The following is a 19,753-nucleotide window of genomic DNA, read 5'->3' on the forward strand; positions in this document are numbered from 1 at the left end:
ATTATATGATTATTTTCTACCCCCCACCACAATCACTATTTCTCCCTTTGGAGGCTTTTCGGTATAATGTTTTAGAACTTCTTCCGCTGTTCCCCTCACCGTTTCCTCGTACATTTTAGTAAGTTCCCGGGATACGGAAACCGGCCTATCCGCCCCAAAGTATTCCACAAAATTGGTCAATGTCTTTTGGAGTTTATGTGGGGATTCATAAAAAATAAGGGTACGTGGTTCCTCGGCCAAAAGGGTCAATCGAGTTTGTCTTCCCTTTTTGACCGGTAAAAAGCCTTCAAAAACAAACTTGTCATTGGGCAAGCCACTATTCACCAAAGCAGGTACAAAGGCCGTTGCTCCTGGAAGACAATCCACTTCCACATGGGCTTCTATACAAGCCCTGGTCAATAAAAAACCGGGGTCCGAAATGGCCGGGGTGCCGGCATCGGAAATCAAGGCAATGGAATCCTCTCCCTTTAATCTGTTAACGATCGCTGTTACCGTTTTGTGCTCATTGTGCATGTGATGACTTTGCATGGGCGTGGAAACCCCAAGATGCTGTAAAAGCTTTCCACTGGTACGGGTATCTTCGGCCAAAACCAAGTCAACCTCCTTTAAAACCCGAATGGCCCTTAGGGTAATATCCTCCAAGTTGCCAATGGGAGTTGGCACAATATATAGTTTTCCCATAGTCCCAAAATTAAAGACCCAACACCAAGTGTTGGGCCTCTTCAATAAATAAATTCCGTATTTATGAAAATCTGCGTTCTATCAGTTCCATAAAACGTATTTCATATTCTTCCTTTCCTTCCCAATTATCATAATCTGGCTTTACCATATTTTTAATGAAGGAAATCGATCGCTCATGGCTGTCTATAGTACTCAATTGGGACAATACCCTATTGTAGTCCTCCGTACTTCCATGGAAAAGATGCTTTATAAACCCAAGCTTGCTGTTCAAGTCCACTTTGAGCTCCTTGGTTACCAAACTATCGTTCAAGGATTTAGGTATATCCTGTTTCTTGGTGCTTGCGGGGGGCATAAACAGTTCTTTATCGTTCTTCATCAGGTCAGGTCTGGCCATAAACTCCGTTAGCACCTCTTCCAAGCTATCTGAGTTGGGCATTTCAGAAACCATATCTTTTATGGTATCCATCCCTGGAGTCATGATGTCTTCCTCATGTGGGTTACTTTCAGGAACAGAGGTATTGGCACTCATCACTGCCTTGGCCATTTTTTCAAACTTTTCCGCAATAACGTTTTTTGAAACGTCTACTTGAATATCGTTCAGTTCCTCCTCGATAAACTTAAGTACTGCAATTTTCTCGTAAAGCTTTTTGGCGGCCTCATACAAACCCGTGATGTCCTTAACCTCCCTGGAAGTAATAATGTCCGTGGACATTCTGATAAGATCTTCCCTTAATTTTTCCTTCATAACTACAAATTAGGTTATTCCGCGCTAATCCCGCGCCTTTTTTTAATAACTTTAAGATTCTATGAATAGAACGGAAAAACCTCTTATTTTCGTTTAAAAATACAAAATGTTTCTCGAAAACACCGTTAATCACCAAGAACAATTCGGCTGGATCGAGGTCATTGCCGGCTCCATGTTTTCGGGTAAAACCGAGGAATTGATACGCAGGCTAAAAAGGGCCCAGTTCGCCAAGTTGAAAGTAGAGATTTTTAAGCCCATGGTAGATACGCGGTATGATGACGACATGGTGGTTTCCCACGATGCCAACGAAATTAGGTCTACCCCGGTGCCAGCCGCCGCCAACATTCGTATTTTGGCTGACACCTGTGATGTGATTGGTATTGACGAGGCACAGTTTTTTGACGATGAGATCGTAACGGTTTGCAACGACCTTGCCAATAAAGGCATTCGGGTAATCGTTGCCGGATTGGACATGGATTTTAAGGGAAACCCGTTTGGCCCAATGCCGGCACTTATGGCCACGGCCGAATATGTGACCAAAGTACACGCCATCTGTACGAGAACGGGCAATTTGGCCCATTACAGTTTTCGTAAATCCAACAACGACAAGCTTGTTCTGTTAGGCGAAACAAACGAATATGAACCCTTAAGCCGTGGTGCCTTTTATAAGGCCATGCTCAAGGAAAAAGTGAGGCATATGCAGGTGGATTCAGAGGAAATTAAAAATTCTAATAAAAAACCGAATGCCTAAGGCCCAAGAGACCGTTCTGGAAATAGACTTGAAGTCGCTGGAACATAATTATCGTTTTTTGCGCTCCCAATTAAAACCGGAAACGAAATTTTTGTCCGTGGTGAAGGCCTTTGCCTATGGCAACGATGCGGACCAAATCGCATTGAAATTACAGGAGTTGGGTACGGATTATTTTGCTGTGGCCTATGTAAAAGAGGGCGTTGCCCTGCGTAAAGCGGGGATTACGAAACCGATTTTGGTACTCCACCCGCAGGCCGTTAATTTTGAGACGCTTATCGCGTACCAGTTGGAACCAAGTATTTATTCTTTTGGGGTCCTAAAGCAGTTCATTTCGGTCTTGGAGCAGAAAGAAAGCGCTCCGTATCCTGTTCATATCAAGTTCAATACCGGATTGAACCGATTGGGATTTGGAGAAAAGGACCTTAAATCCCTTTTGGAGCTATTGGAAAATCAGGATACTTTGGAAATTGTTTCCCTATTTTCCCATTTAGCCGCTACGGAAGACCCTAAAGAAGAAGTGTTCACCAGGAACCAAATTGCGCTGTTTGAGAAAATCAGTACGGAAGTATCCAATCAACTTAAAATACAACCTATACGACATATCCTAAACACTTCCGGAATCCTTAATTATACGGAATCCCAGTATTATATGGTTCGTAGTGGCATAGGATTGTACGGTTATGGAAATGACCCCAAGTTTGATACAAAATTGAAGCCTATCGCTAGCTTAAAAACCATTGTTTCCCAAATACATAAACTGGACCCATATGAAAGTGTAGGCTATAACCGGGCCTTTATCTCCAGTAAACCTAGGGTAACAGCCACCTTGCCCATTGGCCATGCAGATGGTATTGGAAGACAATACGGAAAAGGCAAAACCTTGGTGTTGGTCAATGGCCAAATGGCGCCCATCATTGGAAATGTCTGTATGGATATGATTATGGTGGATATTACGAATATCCCCTGCAAGGAAGGGGATGAGGTAATTTTATTCGGACCTCAGCTATCGGCACATGAAGTGGCAAAAACCGCGGGTACCATTTCCTATGAATTGATTACAGGTATTTCACAAAGGGTAAAAAGAGTTTATTCTTATTAAAAAATGATTTATTTCACATTTTATTAAGAATTATTTTATCTTACATTGCATCCCTATAAACCAATAAAACACTAAATCATGCTTAAAGAATTTAAGAATTTTATTATGACCGGAAATGTCATTGACTTGGCAGTTGCGGTAATTCTGGCCGTGGCCGTTGGTCTTGTTGTCAATGGATTTGTCTCCGATATAATGATGCCTATAGTAGGTCATTTTGCGGGTGGACTGGACTTCGCCGATATGAAAGTTGTATTGGACGAAGCCGTTGTAGGCGCAGATGGGACTGTAACAAAACCTGAAAATGCAATTATGTACGGTAAATGGGTCAACGCCATAATCAACTTGATTACCGTAGGCTTTGTATTGTTTATGATGGTTAAGGCCTATAATAAAACCAAAAAGAAAGAGGAGCCCGCTCCAGAAGCACCAAAGGGCCCAACGGCCGAGGAGTTGCTTACGGAAATTAGGGATGCCTTAAAAAAGTAATTATCCGTTTTAAGGATATACCGCTGCACCGCAGTCTAACTTTAAAAACCGCCAACATTGCTTCGCTAGCAGTTTGGCGGTATTTTTTTTTCGATATTCAGGATTAAAAATGCTCCAACGTTTAAGAGCCTTCGTAAATAGAATTTCTAAAATTTTAGGTTTTACACAGAATGTTGTTTCTGTAACTTTTTGTTATATTTTAATTATTAATGGCAAATTCCCTTGCCCAACTTAAGGTATTACCTATTTTTGCGCCAGAAATTCAAAATCATACAAGTATGAAGGTAGCTTTAGTGGGTGCCACGGGAATGGTAGGTGAGGTGATGCTAAAAGTATTGGCAGAACGTAATTTTCCTATTAGTGAACTAATGTTGGTAGCCTCGGAACGCTCCGTGGGCAAAAAGCTCTCCTACAGGGGTCAGGAATATACGGTCATTGGATTGGCCGAAGCCGTTGCGGCAAAACCGGACATCGCCATATTTTCGGCAGGGGGTGACACTTCCCTGGAATGGGCCCCAAAGTTCGCGGAGGCCGGAACTACCGTTGTGGACAATTCATCCGCTTGGCGCATGGACCCAGATAAGAAATTGGTCGTTCCAGAAATCAATGCCGATGTATTGACGGCCAACGATAAAATCATTGCCAACCCAAATTGCTCTACCATACAATTGGTGATGGCCCTTGCCCCGCTTCATAAAAAATATAAAATGAGAAGGGTCATTGTATCCACGTATCAATCGGTTTCCGGAACCGGGCTCAAGGCCGTCAAACAGTTGGAAAATGAAATTGTCGGAGTACCTGGTGAAATGGCCTACCCGTATCCCATCGGCAGAAATGCATTGCCGCATTGCGATGTCTTCCTTGAAAACGGTTATACCAAAGAAGAAATGAAACTGGCACGCGAGCCCCAAAAAATATTGGACGACAGAACATTTTCGGTCACGGCCACGGCCGTAAGGATCCCTACTTCGGGTGGGCATTCGGAATCGGTCAATGTGGAATTCCACAATGATTTTGACCTCAATGAAGTAAGACAAATTCTAAACGATACGCCCGGGGTTACGGTACAGGACAATCCAGATACCAACACCTATCCTATGCCAATTTATGCACACGATAAAGATGAGGTCTTCGTGGGAAGAATCCGTAGGGACGAAACAAATCGCAACACTTTAAATATGTGGGTCGTTGCGGACAACCTAAGAAAGGGCGCTGCGACGAATGCGGTTCAAATTGCGGAATATTTAGTGGAAAAAGGCTTGGTTTAAACCCACCATAAAGAATGTTAAAACCTTCAAAACACGCCCGTTTTGGAGGTTTTTTTGTGGTATTTTTAGTCCGACTAATTTTAAAAACCATGCGAAAGATCCTTTTCTTTTCCTGCGTTGCCCTAGCTTTGCTGGCCTGCAAGACAGAAACCAAAAAAGAACCGATTGTTGTGAACTATCCAGAAACTGCCAAAGTCGATACCGTAGACACCTATTTTGGAACCGAAGTAAAAGACCCCTTCCGTTGGCTCGAGGATGACCGAAGCCCAGAAACCGAAGGTTGGGTCAAAAAACAGAACGAGACGACCTTTGGTTATTTGGAAAACATCCCGTACAGAAACGACCTAAAAAAACGGTTGGAAAAACTTTGGAACTATGAAAAAGTAAGTGCCCCTTTCAAGGAAGGTGACTATACCTATTTTTATAAAAACAATGGCCTACAGAACCAATATGTGGTCTATAGGAAAAAAGGGGACGCCGAAGCCGAGGTGTTCCTAGATCCCAATACCTTTTCAGAGGACGGCACCACCTCCTTGGCCGGTTTGGAATTTACCAAGGACGGATCCATGGCCGCCTACCTAATTTCCGAAGGGGGAAGCGATTGGCGCAAGGCCATCGTGTTGAATACGGAAACCAAGGAGGTTGTTGAGGACACTTTGGTCGATATCAAGTTCAGCGGTATTTCCTGGAAAGGGAACGACGGATTTTATTATTCCAGTTACGATAAGCCCGAAGGCAGCGAGCTTTCCGCTAAAACGGACCAGCATAAAGTATACTACCATACGTTGGGAACCCCGCAATCACAAGACGAATTGGTTTTTGGAGGCATCCCTACAGAAAAGCACCGCTATGTGGGGGCCAGTGTTACGGAGGACGAGAAGTATCTCGTCATTTCCGCGTCCATTTCCACCTCCGGAAACAAATTGTTTATTCGCGATTTACAGGACCCCAACGGACTTTTAATACCCATTGTGGACGATACGGAATCCGATAATTACATCCTTGAAAATGTAGGGTCCAAACTTTATATTGTAACCAATAGAAACGCCCCTAACCAAAAAATCGTCACGGCGGATGCCAAAAATCCATCCTCGGAGAATTGGACGGATTTTATTCCCGAAACTGAAAATGTATTAAGCCCCAATTCCAGAGGCGGTTACTTCTTTGCCGAGTATATGGTAGATGCCATTTCCAAGGTTTTTCAGTACGATTACGATGGAAACTTGGTGCGCGAGGTACAGCTTCCCGGCGTAGGAAGTGCTAGTGGTTTTGGAGGCAAAAAGGATGAAAAGGAATTCTATTTTTCCTTTACCAATTATAATACTCCGGGTTCTTCCTATAAATACAACGTGGAAACCGGGGAATACGAGATGTATTGGAAACCGGACATTGATTTCGATCCTAATGATTACGAATCCAAACAAGTATTCTATCCTTCCAAGGATGGTACTAAAATACCCATGATCATCACTTACAAAAAGGGCGTGGAGTTAAACGGAAAAAATCCTACGATTCTATATGGGTATGGGGGTTTTAACGTAAGCCTTACCCCTTCATTCAGTATCGTTAACGCTGTTTGGATGGAGCAACGGGGTGTCTATGCCGTTCCCAATCTTAGAGGTGGTGGGGAATATGGTAAAAAATGGCATAATGCGGGTATCAAGACCAAAAAGCAGAACGTGTTTGACGACTTTATCGCAGCTGCGGAATATTTGATTGGGAATAAATACACTTCCAAGGAGTATTTGGCCATCCGTGGAGGGTCCAATGGCGGATTGTTGGTGGGCGCAACAATGACCCAAAGACCGGATTTGATGCAGGTAGCCTTGCCTGCCGTTGGTGTGATGGATATGCTACGCTACCATACCTTTACTGCCGGTGCAGGGTGGGCCTATGATTATGGTACGGCTGAGGATGACGTGGAAATGTTCAACTACCTAAAGGGTTATTCCCCGGTACATAATGTGAAGGAAGGAACGGCCTATCCCGCTACTTTGGTAACAACAGGGGATCATGATGACCGTGTAGTACCTGCACACAGCTTTAAGTTCGCGGCGGAACTTCAGGAAAAACAGGCTGGGGACCACCCAACCCTAATCCGAATCGAGACAAATGCCGGTCACGGTGCTGGAACTCCGGTAAGCAAGACCATTGAACAATACGCCGATATTTTTGGGTTTACCCTCTTTAATATGGGGTTTGAGGAATTGCCCAATCAATCCGTTTTAAAGGAATTCAAGGAGTAACGGATTGTAGTATCAGTAAACTACCTCGGGGCAAGCCCACGAGGCATTCGCAGGAAACAAATTTTTAATTTCGAGGCAAGCCTCGGAGTATTAAACCCTTTGGCGGTGCCAATAAAAAAAGAGAAAATCCGTTTTATTTTAGGGCGGATTTTTTATAATTCCGATTTAAAATATTGCATCATGCTTCGCATAGAAAACGTTTCCTTTAGTTATGAAAAGGCTTCCGTTTTGGAAGATATCGACCTTCGTATCCAACGAGGGGAGCATGTGGCCCTCATAGGCGAGAGCGGGTGTGGGAAAAGCACCCTTTTAAAAATTATATATGGCCTGATGGATTTGGAACAGGGCCAGATCTTTTGGGAAGATGAACCTGTTCTGGGACCTGCCTACAATTTGGTGCCAGGCGCACCATTTATGAAATACCTGTCCCAAGATTTTGATTTGATGCCATTCACCTCCGTATCGGAGAATATTAGCGAATACCTTTCCGTTTTTTATCCCAAGGAACTAAAGGAACGTACCCAAGAACTATTGGAGATGATCCAACTTACGGATTTTGCCGATACCAAGGTGAAAAAACTAAGTGGTGGACAACAGCAACGGGTCGCATTGGCAAGGGTTTTGGCCCAAAAACCAGAAATACTCCTTCTAGACGAGCCCTTTAGCCATATCGACAATTTTCTAAAGAATGGCCTCAGAAGAAACATCTTTAAATACTTAAGGGAAAACGGTATCACCTGTATTGTGGCCACCCATGATTATCAGGATGTGCTACCATTTACGGACAGGGCGGTAGTGCTCAAGGATAAAACCGTTTTGGCGAAAGGAAAACCCTTGGACCTATATAAAAACCCAAAAAGTCTTTATATAGCTTCCTTATTTGGCGAAGCAAACAATATATCCATTGATGTCCTGAAATCCTATGCCAATACCAAACGGAAAATCATCGTATACGCCCATGAGTTCCGGGTTTCAGAAAACTCGGGGATTCCAGTAAACGTAAAGGAGGCCTACCCCATGGGCGCCTACTATTTGATACAGGGAGATACGGAAGAAGGGGAAGCGTTGTTTTTTCATGCGCCCCAAGAAATACAAAAAGGCAAACAGGTGTTTCTTAATGTGTCCCTGGAAACCATCAATCAACGATTGCAGCAGCCACCCTCTCCATAACCGGAAATTAGCACAGTTCATCTAATATTTAAAAAAAAGATAGTTTCTAATAAACTAAACCCTAACCCCTTACGTTAGTGGGTAAATTATATTTTTTACAACCATGAAATGAGCCAAAACAAATCTTTGTAACCAAAGACATGTTTATTGGCAAATTTCAACTGACCAATAAAAATCAATAAATAATTACACATGAAAAGATTTCACCTAATTCTGACTATCGTAGTTTTTTCCCTATTGTTGATTCCCATTTTCATCAATTAATCCAATAGATTAGGATATAGTACCTTTGTTCAAAAGCAGTTTTGAACAAGGAGATTATTTTAAGGGAACTTGAGTTTAAGGCCATAAGAAGTAGTGGGCCCGGTGGGCAGCATGCCAATAAAGTTTCTTCCAAGGTGGAACTTACCTTTGATTTGCACACGTCTGAAGGACTTTCAGATACCGAAAAAGCCCGAATCTTGAGGAAACTAGGTTCCAAACTTACCAAGGAAGGAAACATACTCCTACAATGTGATGAATCCAGAAGTCAGCATAAGAACAAGGATTTGGTCATCCAGCGATTTTTTGGAATCCTGGAAGCTGCCTTGACCATCCCCAAGAAAAGAAAGGCCAGTAAACCTTCAAAATCGGCCATTGAAAAACGATTGAAGGGCAAGAAGATTGCCTCGCTCAAAAAAGCCAATCGGGGTAAACCGGAATTATAGAAAATCAGCTCTATCCCATTGAAGAAGCGGTCTTATTGGATGTTACGCAAACAGCGTATACAAAACAAAAACGGCCAGCGCCCCGGTAAAACCCAGTATCCCGCTTCCCAAACTGAATAATCGATAGCCATTTTTTACGTTCATCCCGCTCATTTGGGTAACCACCCAGAAAAAACTATCATTGGCGTGGGACACTACGGCCGATCCTGCACCTATAACGATCACCAACAACGCTTTTTGTATTTCCGTCTCAAAGCCCAAGGACGACATCATAGGAAAAATGATGGAGGCGGAGGTCACCAACGCTACGGTGGAAGATCCCTGCGCCGATTTTATGGCAGCGGCAATAACAAAGGGAAGAAAAATACCCAGATTATAACCGCTCAATAAATCTCCCAAGGTTTCCGCAATACCGGAGTTCTGAAGAATTTTTCCAAAAATTCCGCCGGCACCTGTAATTAGGATAATGGAAGCGGCGTCCATAATGGCTTTTCCGATCCATCCAGAGGAAGAAACCATATCGTATTCCAGCTTTTTAGGCAACAACAGACATAAAAACACACCAATCAATAAAGCAATAACCGGCTCTCCGACAAAATTTAGGAAGTCCACAAATCCATTGTCAATACCTGTTCGCTCCGGGTTGAGTATAGAGCGTAAGACAATGAGCAAAATAGGAATAATGATGGGAATGGACGATTTTAGGGCACTTGGCTGTTCCTTGTACATCCTTTCGGAATCCGCACCCCCGATCAACTCGGGTTCAATATAGGTTTTGGAGGCATACTTCGACGCAAAAACGAGCCCTGCAATCAAGGCAATGATACTTACCGGAAAGCCAAAGGCAATGACCAAGCCCAAATCGGCCCCCAAAATTCCTGCCGCAGCAATGGGTCCCGGTGTTGGCGGCACCATGGTATGCGATGCCATAAGACCCAATCCCAGGGCAATGGCAGGACCGGCAATGGAAATCTTTGCTTTTTTGGACAAGCTTTTGGACAATGGATGCAACAAGAGAAATCCACTATCCGCAAAAACCGGAATGGAAACAATATAGCCCAAAACCCCCATGGCGGTAATGATCCGTTTCTTACCGATAAACTTCAAGACCTTTTCCGCAATGGCAAAGGCGCCTCCCGTATTTTCCAAAAAGGCACCGATGATAACGCCAAGAACAATGATCAGACCAATTTTGCCCAATGTACCTCCAAAACCGTCGTTTATAGATGTAATAATATCTGAATAGGACATGCCGGAAAATAGACCGTAGGCCAAGGAAACGATCAACAGGGCCATAAAGGCATGGACCTTCAAACGGGTGGTGAGAAAAATGATGGCCACAATGGCCAGAAGCAAGTAAATCAGTACCATATCAGTGTAAATCCCGTTCTACTTTGGACCCTGAGCCTCCGACCAAAAAGTCCAAATCGGCCCCTTGATCGGCTTGTTCTACATGGTCAATATACATTTTCACGTACCCCCTATCTGCCACAGGTTTCGGTGGTATCCAAGCTTTTTTTCGTTTGTCCAGCTCGGCCTGATCAATATCCAAATGCAAGGTTCTTTTGTTTACGTCGAGTTCTATCCAATCCCCGTTCTGTACAACGGCCAAGGTACCGCCCACCGTTGATTCCGGTGAAACGTGAAGGACTACGGTTCCGGCTGCGGTACCGCTCATTCGGCCATCGGAGATACGGACCATATCCGTAATGCCCTTGGCCAACAATTTTTTGGGCAAATCCACATTACCCACTTCCGGCATTCCTGGATAGCCTTTAGGACCTACCCCTTTTAAAACAATGACGCTGTTCTCGTCGATATCCAAATTAGGGTCGTCTATGCGTTCGTGGTAGTCTTCCATCGTTTCAAAGACAACGGCCTTCCCCCGATGTTTCATCAGTTTGGGCAAAGCAGCCGAAGGTTTGATAACAGCCCCTTTTTCACAAAGATTTCCCTTGAGTACGGCGATGCCCGATTTCTCCTGAAAAGGTTTTTCAAGCTTCGCAATGACATCCGTATCATAACAGACCGCATCGTTATAATTGGCCGTCAAGGCCTTTCCGTTGATAGTTATGGTTTCTTTATGCAAAAGTGGCGTTAATTCCTTCATCACCACGGGAAGACCTCCAGCATAATAGAAATCCTCCATCAAATATTTTCCGGAAGGCTTCATATTCACCAACAAAGGAATCTTACTTCCAATGGTATCAAAATCCTCCAATTTTAAATCGACCCCGATCCTACGGGCTATGGCGGTGAGGTGAATGATCAGGTTCGTAGAACCTCCCACGGCCGCATTGACGATGATAGCGTTTTCAAAGGCATTGCGCGTCAAGACTTTGGACATCGTCAAATCCTCTTTTACCATCTCCACGATCCTACGCCCGGAAAGTTGTGCGTACATTTTCTTTCTGGAATCCGCTGCAGGAATGGAGGAATACCCCGGAAGCGTCAATCCCAAGGCTTCGGTCATGGTAGCCATGGTCGATGCCGTTCCCATTGTGTTACAGTGGCCGATACTCCGTGCTACACAGACTTCGGCTTCGCGAATATCGGCTGCGGAATACCCTTGGTTTTCCTGCCGTTCCTTGATCATCCAATTCATGGATCCGGAACCTACCTTTTCTCCGCGAAAACGTCCGCTTAACATAGGTCCGCCCGGCACTACAAGCGTAGGAAGATCCACACTACACGCCCCCATAATCGTCGAAGGAGTGGTTTTATCACAACCCGTCAATAAAACAATGCCATCCAACGGATTGGCCCTAATGGATTCCTCCGTGTCCATGCTCGCCAGGTTTCGGAACAACATGGTCGTAGGCTTCATTATGGTTTCCCCCAGGGACATGACGGGAAACTCCATAGGTACGCCTCCCGCTTCTAAAATGCCTTTTTTGACCACTTCGGCGAAATCACGAAGGTGTCCATTACAGGGGGTAAGTTCAGACCAGGTGTTGCAAATCCCTATAACGGGCCTACCTTCAAAATAATCATCGGGATATCCTTGGTTTCTCAACCAAGAACGGTGTACAAATCCCATTTTACCATCATCCCCAAACCATTCAGAACTTCGAAGCTTTTTCTTTTTATCCATAGGAAAGTCGCAACAAATATTAATTTGGTGTCAAGATAGGTAAAAAATCCACGGATTATTTAGGATATCGATAAAACGGAAAAAGCGTTCCCGTTAAATAAAAAAGTTTCCCCGGCAGTTTTTCCCAGCAACAATTTGCCTATAGGTGTTGCGGGTGAAATGCAGTAAATAGGAACACCTTCAGTAGTAATCGCTCCTGCCGAAATTGCTATATAGTAATACCGATCTTCAGTTTCTACCAAGGCCCCCAAGCCTCCCTTGGAATTCTGGAAATCCGGCCGTACCCTATGGAGCAATTCCTGCATTTTTTCACATTCGGCCAGTTGATTGCCCAGTTTTTCTCGTTCCAACTGAACCATGGCCCTACCCGTTTCATGCTTGTCCCCGGCACTGCTTTTGGTCTCCGAGGTCAAGGATTCCTGAACTTCCTGGATTTGTTTGGATATTCTGGACATACGATTGGATACAAATTCCCTGCAGTGTTCGTAGGCCTGTTTTTTAATTTGCTGATGCTTCTTCAACGTGATATAAATCGGCTAATTTGTAGATCAGGAAGTTAATCATTTGGTCCGAACCTTTGCCTTCCTGTACCATTTTTTGGATGGCTTCCCTGTTTTCCCTTTTAAAATAATCCAGGTCGCCCGAACGCTCTTCGCTAAAGATTTTCCAGGAGCGCAAACCGCTCAGCATGGCCCTATGCGCCTGAAACTTCCGTTCCGCTTCCTCCCGATCCTTCTTGGAAACACTTTCAGGGTGGTTCTGTATCTGTGTATGTTCCGCTGTAATACGGGCATCCAGCTTCTCGGCTTCCGTAATGATCTTAAAATAGGCCCTAGAAACGAGCGATATGTATTGATCCTCGAAAGCCATTTCGTAATTTGCGGTAGATTCGTCATCCAAAACCTCATCGTCATCCAAACTGGCATACAGCCCCACGGGCACCTCAGCATCTTTGCCTTTTAACGATTCCATCCAAGCTTGGGATTGAATCATCTCCCGCCAAATCTCATTATATCTATCCTGATATTTAGTCTGGTTCACCGCACAGGACGAAAACAGACCTGCAAAAAGTACTGTAAAAAGGAAGCTTCTTCCCATATAACGGAGTTCTCTTTTTAAAAAAAGCAAAAAGGTAGGAAGACATTATAAAGGCTTGGGGCACTTTATTCCCGGAAACGGGAACGTGCAATATAAAAAGAATTCCTGCGCCAAGTAAGGCTTGTGGATAAGATGGATTAAAAATAGTTGAACGGTAGTTTTATTTTCATTTAAGTTGGATAGCAAACTGATAATTTAGGGTTTAATTTAAAAAAGACGACTAATGTCACTTCGAAAAGCCTGTCCTGAGCGTAGTCGAAGGGCAGTCGAGAAGTCCTAATAAAATGGCATGTTGGAGAAGGTCTCGCATCTCGACTCCGCTCGATATGACAGCTCGACCAGACAATTACAGGAATATCATGAGTACAATTGATAATTACTTCCTATGTAGAACTCACATTACTTAAAACAGGTCACCCAATTGCCTTCCCACAGAGGTTCCAATGGCGATGCCCATACCGCCCAGACGGACGCCGCAGGCCACGTTTTCCGAGAGGTGTTTGATGATGGGTCGCTTTTGGGGCCCCACGCCCATGATACCGCTCCACCCGTAGTCGATTTCAACGTCCTGATCGGGTAAAATCACGGTTTGTAATAGCTCCTTCAATTTATTTTGCACTATGGCAGTAGAACCAAATTCCGTGGTTTCCTCCGTGTTGAAATCCAAATTTCTGCCCCCGCCAAAGAGGATTCTGTCATCGATGTTCCGGAAGTAGTAATAGCCCTCATCCAAATGGAAGGTTCCCTTTATTTTTAGTCCGGGAATTGGTTTTGTGATAATGACCTGGGCGCGGGCGGGTTGTACTTCCTCTTTTATTAATTGTTGGGCAAAGCCATTCGTGGCGACCAAAAGTTTTCTGGTTTTGAACTCAAAATCGGTACACTTCATCAAAACCGAAGTACCCAAGTCTTCTATTTGGGTGACCTCTGTGGCATTCAAGATTTGAATCCCCGAATTTTGCGCTTTCTGCAACAGCGATCGCATCATCTTTCCGGTATCGATTTGCCCCTCAAAACGATGGGTGATGTAGTTGTCCCGTATGCCCTTAAACCCAAAGGTATTCTTGGTCAACTGAAAAGGAGCCTCCTTAAAAACAGGTTTTAGCAAATGGTTGACAGCATCCATGCCATCCACGCAACTTTCATACAGGGTCCTGTCCCTTTCCAAAAAGACCTCATGCCCTCCATAGTTGTAATACCCAATGTTTTCATCGCCCAAGAGTTCCCGAAGGGACTGAATGCCCAAATAGCGTTGTTCCACCAAACCTAGCAGTTCGGCCTCAGTGTGGGATTTTAGGTCGGACAAGATTTCCGAGATACTGCCGAAACAAGCAAACCCCGCATTTTTTGTGCTGGCGCCTTGGGGCAAAACGCCCCGTTCCAACACCAGAATATTAGATTTGGGATGTTTTTCCCGAAGTCGCAACGCACAGGTAAGGCCGACTATTCCGCTCCCGATGATGGCGAAATCCACCTCGGAAAACCAGGATTTTCGTTCCCAATAGCTTAGGTTCATGAGCCCGCCTGTTTTTGGATCCATAACAGCATCGTATCAAGTGCTTCCGGGGCCAAGGTTTGGGAAATCTGCCCGTATTCGGCAGGGGAACCTGTGGTGCTTTCCTGAAAAAGATGATTCAACTTCGGAAGTTCTTTAGTGGTCACTTCGGTGTTCCCGCCACGCTCCAAAGCTTCTTGGATGGCGGTAAGGTTTTCTTTGGGAGGCACCTGTACATCCTTTTCCCCGTTGATGGCCAACACGGGACACACTACTTCCCCAAGCGTACCCGCCGGGTCATAGCGGATAAAATGCAACCACCAGGGGTTGAGCAATTGGTCTACCCTCAATTGGGCATACGTATCTACATCAACCCCAGGGGGTTTGCTCGGCCCCGGATGTTCCTTAAGATATTGGGTAAGGTCTGAACTTAACTGCGTCAGGTCTGTGGATTCCTTTATCATTGCAAATACGGTCCTGTTGGCCGTTTCAACGTCCGTTAACATAGATTCGCTGAGACCCGAAATCTTCCCCACGGCCCGTTGCTGCAATAACAGCAACTCATCACCCGGAATCCCTACACCAGCCATGAGCACAATAAAGGCGATGTCCTTATCCCGACTCGCCACCATGGGCGCGATCATACCCCCTTCGCTGTGGCCAATAAGTCCGATGTTGTTTTTATCGATTTCCGTTCGCGTTCGTAAATAGGCCACGGCAGCTTCCACATCTTCCGCAAAATCTTCACTGGTGGCCGATTCAAAATTTCCTGTGGACAGGGCCGTACCGCGGTCGTCATAGCGAAGGACGGCAATACCGTTACGGGTGAGGTAATCTGCCAAGACCAAAAAAGGCCGATGCCCTAGCAATTCCTCGTCCCGGTTTTGGGGGCCGCTCCCACTGATCAAGACCACTACGGGAAAAACACCCTCTTCTAGTGGCAGACTCAAGGTCCCTGCTAGCTCAATATTCGCTTTTTCGTTAGTAAACGTGACTTCCTCCGTGTAATAGGGATAAGGCTTTACAGGTTCTTGGGGTCTCAGCACCGTTTCTTTTTGTACAACTTCCCGGCTCAGTTCCAAGGGCATGATTTGCCCATATTGGTTAAAGTCGCCGGTGATGGTGCCCGCTGCGTTTAAAGTGCCCTCATAGACAACGCCCAAATTGGGCATTCCTATTTTTAAAACCGAACTTTCAAAAGAAGTGGACGTTACCGGAATACCCTTGGCTCCCTGATCGGGGCTGTCCATAGTAGCGGTATAGCCCTCCCCCTCATCTTGAATATGAAAAACCAACCTTAGCTGTATGCCCTGTACTTTTAAAACCCCATGCCAGTCGCCGGTAATGTCTTGGGCATTTAATGTGAGTGCCGAAAGGAATAAAATTAAAAGTAAAGGGAGGGTTTTCATAGATGCATCAACTTCTTGATTAAAGATATATGTTTGAAGTGATTAATAAATGATATTTAGCATCCTATAACTTTTACAAGGCGAACAAAATATTCTACCATTTTGAATATAATATATAACCCCCTCCAATAATTAATAGAGGAGAAGCCAAAGATAGAAGAATTATCGTCCATCGATACAAGCCCCAAAATGATATGATTCTTCTGTGATCACTAGTCTTAGAGTAAACTATTTTAACCTTATCCCCTACCTTGTACGGGGCTGGATTGGAACTTACCTCGCTTTCAAAGGTGACCCTATTATTCCCTCTGTCATAATATTCAAAAACAGGTTTATAGGTGTACCCGTCATCACTACTAACTCTTAGTAAATCAATGACGGTGGCATTGGTTTTAATTCCATCGGCCATCAATTCTTTAGAAACATTGTATTGTTTAAAGGCAAAATAGATGAGTACACCTGAAATCAATAGCAGACTAGCGTACAAATATTCAATCATTTTCATTTTGATTTAACAAGAGTTAAAGTAATGGTTAGAAGTGCCTTTCCGATAACTTCCATCGGTAAAAGATTAGTTATAGATGTTTATTTTAATTCTGGCGGTTTCTTAACTGCCTCTTTTACTACCATTGCTACTGAATCCTCGTTAATATTATTTCGCTTGCAATAATCACTTTGAAACCATTCTTCCAAAAGCTTGGCTCCCTTACTTGCATTACAGGATATGCAACATAGGGAAATATTATCTGTTCCGGTAATTCTGATATCATTTTCAATATGTTCCCAAGATGGTTTATGTTTCCTTGATACAGGTTGCCCAAAAAATTCCTGACCACAATAAACACAATTTTTATCTCTTTGCTTAACGAAGTCCTCAACATCTTTCGGTATTCCCCAACGATTTGCCATTACTAATCTTCTTCAAAAAAATCGTTATCAATTTCTTTTACTTCATAAACCGTTTTGACCTGAACTCCAACATTATATTGGTGCATTAGGTCAACCAACTTTGCTCCGTCAATTAGAATTATCGAATGGTGAGCTTCTCTTGCTTTTTTAATTGCAGAATTATCAAAAGTGGAAGTTGTTATGAATACACCTTTACTTGTATCACCACTCATGGCACCAATGAAATTTCTTATATCCTTTTCTCTTATTTTATTTTCATTGTAGCGTTTTGCTTGGGTATAAATTTTTTCAAGGCCTAATTTATCTTCATTTATTATTCCATCAATACCACCATCATTTGATTTAGTAGTTTCAACGAAATCTCCATACCCCATTTTTTTTAAAAGTATAAGTATTACTTTCTCAAAATAATATGGGTCAATTTCTTTAAGCCTTTCTAAAAGATTGGTTTTTACTTCTGTTTCAATTGAAGAAAACCCAGAATCAATTAAGTCTTGAGGAGAGGCATTCTCTACATTGACATTATCAAGTTCAATATCGTTTTCTTTTTCGCTTTTTACAGACTCTCGGTGATTTATAAAATCTTTATCATTCTGAAGGTCATGCAATGGTAAATTACCTTTGGCAAGTCTAGATTTCCCTTTTTCAGTTATTTGAACATACCCACGTTGAGGATAAGAAACAAATTTGGCCATCTTCAAATATGATTTGCCCCATAAGATTCTATCGAGAAGAACATTAGCGCCAGAACTAGTCTTTTGATTAAGTAGTTCTACAGGTAAATAAGAATAATACGTATCACGTACCCTTGATGCTAATTCACGGCTTTTTAGTGAATTGACGGAACTTAATATCTCTAGAATTGGAATAAAGGTTTCATGATATTTTGGTAGTTCCATATTCAAAACTTATAAAAGTGGATTACAATTCTAAGTAATAATTGATTATATATACTTGCATCTAAGATAACCAAATCCCTATTAGAAATAGGATTACAGGTTTATGGGTAGTGGGTTTTTGATGGTGTTTGGGTAAAAATCTATTATCGATGATTCTTTTAGGAGATTGGCATTTCGACTACGCTCAATGCCCGGACAGACTTATTTGGGTCACTGATCGGAGCCGAAGTGACCAGTACGTAGCAAAAAAAAACTCCAACATCGCTGTTGGAGTTTTGGACTTTAATTTTCCTTTGGAGGATCCATCTTAAAATCGTTCATAAAGGCGGTGGTATAGTTCCCCGCCAAATAATCTGGATGGTCCATCAATTGCCTATGGAAGGGTATCGTGGTCTTGATGCCCTCGATCACAAACTCGTCCAAGGCCCTTTTCATCTTGTTGATCGCTTCTTCCCGCGTCTGTGCCGTGGTAATCAACTTGGCAATCATGGAATCGTAGTTGGGCGGTATGCTATAGCCGCTGTATACGTGGGTATCCATACGTACGCCATGGCCTCCGGGTATGTGCAAGGTAGTAATCTTGCCGGGCGACGGCCTAAAATTGTTGTACGGGTCCTCTGCATTGATCCTACATTCTATGGAGTGCAGTTTTGGGAAATAGTTCTTTCCGGAGATAGGTACCCCGGCCGCAACTAAAATCTGCTCACGGATCAAATCGTAATCGATCACCTGCTCCGTAATGGGATGTTCCACCTGGATACGCGTATTCATTTCCATAAAGTAGAATTTTCTGTGTTTGTCCACCAAAAACTCTACCGTACCGGCCCCTTCGTATTTTATGTATTCCGCCGCCTTTACCGCCGCTTTTCCCATTTCGTCACGGAGTTTGTCCGTCATAAATGGGGATGGGGTTTCCTCCGTCAATTTTTGATGGCGACGCTGTACGGAACAGTCGCGCTCGGATAGATGACAGGCCTTACCGTATTGATCGCCCACCACTTGGATTTCAATATGCCTGGGTTCCTCGATTAGTTTTTCCATATACATCCCTCCGTTCCCAAAGGCTGCCGTGGCCTCTTTTACCGCACTTTCAAAGTGCGCCTCCATCTCGTCCTCGCTCCAAACGGCACGCATTCCTTTGCCACCGCCTCCGGCAGTAGCTTTGATCATGACGGGATACCCCATTTTTTTGGCCGTCTTTTTGGCATCGGCCAAATCTTTCAATAATCCGTCAGATCCGGGTACGCAAGGTACACCGGCGGCCTTCATGGTCGCCTTGGCCGTGGCCTTATCGCCCATACGGTCAATCTGCTCCGCGGAGGCCCCAATGAACTTTATATCGTGCTCCGCACATATCTTAGAGAACTTGGAGTTTTCCGAAAGGAAACCATAGCCCGGGTGAATAGCGTCCGCATTGGTGATTTCGGCCGCCGCAATGATATTGGGTATTTTCAGGTAGGACTCGCTACTAGGAGCCGGACCTATACAGACAGCTTCATCGGCAAAACGCACGTGCAAGCTTTCCTCATCGGCCTTACTGTAAACGGCCACCGTTTTTATACCCATTTCCTTACAGGTACGTATAACGCGCAACGCGATTTCTCCCCTATTGGCAATCAATATTTTTTTAAACATAACAGTTTCGAATTCCAAACGTCAAATTCCAAATTCCAAAATAACATTTTGGGCATTAAGG

Annotated in this window: 19 protein-coding genes; 7 read left to right on the forward strand and 12 right to left on the reverse strand. The window is 43.9% G+C overall.

Annotated features, from left to right (window positions below):
* Positions 1-9: 9 nt before the first annotated feature.
* Complete coding sequence (gene rsmI, locus BFP75_RS01000; protein WP_099542801.1) at positions 10-681, reverse strand: 16S rRNA (cytidine(1402)-2'-O)-methyltransferase; 672 nt, start codon at positions 679-681, stop codon at positions 10-12.
* A gap of 61 nt (positions 682-742) precedes the next feature.
* Positions 743-1,426, reverse strand: coding sequence for a hypothetical protein (locus tag BFP75_RS01005; RefSeq protein WP_099542804.1), 684 nt, complete (start codon positions 1,424-1,426; stop codon positions 743-745).
* A 106-nt stretch (positions 1,427-1,532) separates the two neighbouring features.
* Between BFP75_RS01005 and BFP75_RS01010 the strand changes: the two genes are divergently transcribed.
* The 7 genes from BFP75_RS01010 (at position 1,533) to arfB (ending at position 9,153) form a co-directional block, all read left to right on the forward strand.
* Entirely contained in the window at positions 1,533-2,177 is a 645-nt protein-coding gene (locus BFP75_RS01010; RefSeq protein WP_099542806.1) for a thymidine kinase, read from the forward strand.
* Positions 2,170-3,276, forward strand: a complete 1,107-nt coding sequence (alr, locus tag BFP75_RS01015; RefSeq protein ID WP_099542809.1) for an alanine racemase — start codon at positions 2,170-2,172, stop codon at positions 3,274-3,276. The genes BFP75_RS01010 and alr overlap by 8 nt, the downstream gene beginning before the upstream one ends.
* Before the next feature lie 78 nt (positions 3,277-3,354).
* Positions 3,355-3,762: a large conductance mechanosensitive channel protein MscL gene (mscL, locus tag BFP75_RS01020; protein ID WP_099542812.1), complete on the forward strand. Its 408-nt coding sequence runs from the start codon at positions 3,355-3,357 to the stop codon at positions 3,760-3,762.
* Between the two features lie 278 nt (positions 3,763-4,040).
* A complete protein-coding gene (locus BFP75_RS01025; RefSeq protein WP_099542919.1) occupies positions 4,041-5,030 on the forward strand; it encodes an aspartate-semialdehyde dehydrogenase in 990 nt (329 codons plus the stop codon).
* Positions 5,031-5,119: 89 nt separating this feature from the next.
* Positions 5,120-7,276 carry a prolyl oligopeptidase family serine peptidase gene (locus tag BFP75_RS01030; RefSeq protein WP_099542920.1) on the forward strand — a complete coding sequence of 719 codons (2,157 nt, stop codon included), beginning with the start codon at positions 5,120-5,122 and terminating at the stop codon, positions 7,274-7,276.
* A gap of 180 nt (positions 7,277-7,456) precedes the next feature.
* The gene (locus BFP75_RS01035) at positions 7,457-8,446 is read left to right on the forward strand and encodes an ABC transporter ATP-binding protein (RefSeq protein ID WP_099542921.1); all 990 of its coding nucleotides are present in this window, start codon (positions 7,457-7,459) and stop codon (positions 8,444-8,446) included.
* Positions 8,447-8,751: 305 nt separating this feature from the next.
* Entirely contained in the window at positions 8,752-9,153 is a 402-nt protein-coding gene (gene arfB / locus BFP75_RS01040; protein WP_099542814.1) for an alternative ribosome rescue aminoacyl-tRNA hydrolase ArfB, read from the forward strand.
* A 42-nt stretch (positions 9,154-9,195) separates the two neighbouring features.
* Here arfB and BFP75_RS01045 read toward each other — a convergent pair whose 3' ends face one another.
* The 10 genes from BFP75_RS01045 to accC all read right to left on the reverse strand — a co-directional run bounded on the left by BFP75_RS01045 (position 9,196) and on the right by accC (position 19,692).
* Complete coding sequence (locus BFP75_RS01045) at positions 9,196-10,524, reverse strand: GntP family permease (RefSeq protein WP_099542817.1); 1,329 nt, start codon at positions 10,522-10,524, stop codon at positions 9,196-9,198.
* Between the two features lies 1 nt (position 10,525).
* A complete protein-coding gene (locus tag BFP75_RS01050; RefSeq protein ID WP_099542818.1) occupies positions 10,526-12,247 on the reverse strand; it encodes an IlvD/Edd family dehydratase in 1,722 nt (573 codons plus the stop codon).
* A gap of 59 nt (positions 12,248-12,306) precedes the next feature.
* Positions 12,307-12,768 (reverse strand): GreA/GreB family elongation factor, encoded by a 462-nt coding sequence (locus BFP75_RS01055; RefSeq protein ID WP_240531656.1) that lies wholly within the window; start codon positions 12,766-12,768, stop codon positions 12,307-12,309.
* On the reverse strand, positions 12,746-13,345 hold the full coding sequence (locus BFP75_RS01060; protein WP_099542820.1) for a hypothetical protein: 600 nt from the start codon (positions 13,343-13,345) through the stop codon (positions 12,746-12,748). The genes BFP75_RS01055 and BFP75_RS01060 overlap by 23 nt, the downstream gene beginning before the upstream one ends.
* A 403-nt stretch (positions 13,346-13,748) precedes the next feature.
* Entirely contained in the window at positions 13,749-14,861 is a 1,113-nt protein-coding gene (locus BFP75_RS01065) for an NAD(P)/FAD-dependent oxidoreductase (RefSeq protein WP_099542821.1), read from the reverse strand.
* On the reverse strand, positions 14,858-16,249 hold the full coding sequence (locus tag BFP75_RS01070) for an alpha/beta hydrolase family protein (protein WP_099542822.1): 1,392 nt from the start codon (positions 16,247-16,249) through the stop codon (positions 14,858-14,860). The genes BFP75_RS01065 and BFP75_RS01070 overlap by 4 nt, the downstream gene beginning before the upstream one ends.
* 94 nt (positions 16,250-16,343) lie before the next feature.
* Positions 16,344-16,748, reverse strand: a complete 405-nt coding sequence (locus BFP75_RS01075; RefSeq protein ID WP_165776512.1) for a DUF3592 domain-containing protein — start codon at positions 16,746-16,748, stop codon at positions 16,344-16,346.
* Between the two features lie 86 nt (positions 16,749-16,834).
* Positions 16,835-17,158 (reverse strand): HNH endonuclease, encoded by a 324-nt coding sequence (locus BFP75_RS01080; protein ID WP_099542824.1) that lies wholly within the window; start codon positions 17,156-17,158, stop codon positions 16,835-16,837.
* A gap of 2 nt (positions 17,159-17,160) precedes the next feature.
* On the reverse strand, positions 17,161-18,057 hold the full coding sequence (locus tag BFP75_RS01085) for a restriction endonuclease (protein WP_099542825.1): 897 nt from the start codon (positions 18,055-18,057) through the stop codon (positions 17,161-17,163).
* 282 nt (positions 18,058-18,339) lie between these two features.
* Positions 18,340-19,692 (reverse strand): acetyl-CoA carboxylase biotin carboxylase subunit, encoded by a 1,353-nt coding sequence (gene accC, locus BFP75_RS01090; RefSeq protein ID WP_099542826.1) that lies wholly within the window; start codon positions 19,690-19,692, stop codon positions 18,340-18,342.
* Positions 19,693-19,753 lie beyond the last annotated feature (61 nt).

This window comes from Maribacter sp. 4G9, assembly GCF_002742265.1.
GTDB lineage: Bacteria > Bacteroidota > Bacteroidia > Flavobacteriales > Flavobacteriaceae > Maribacter.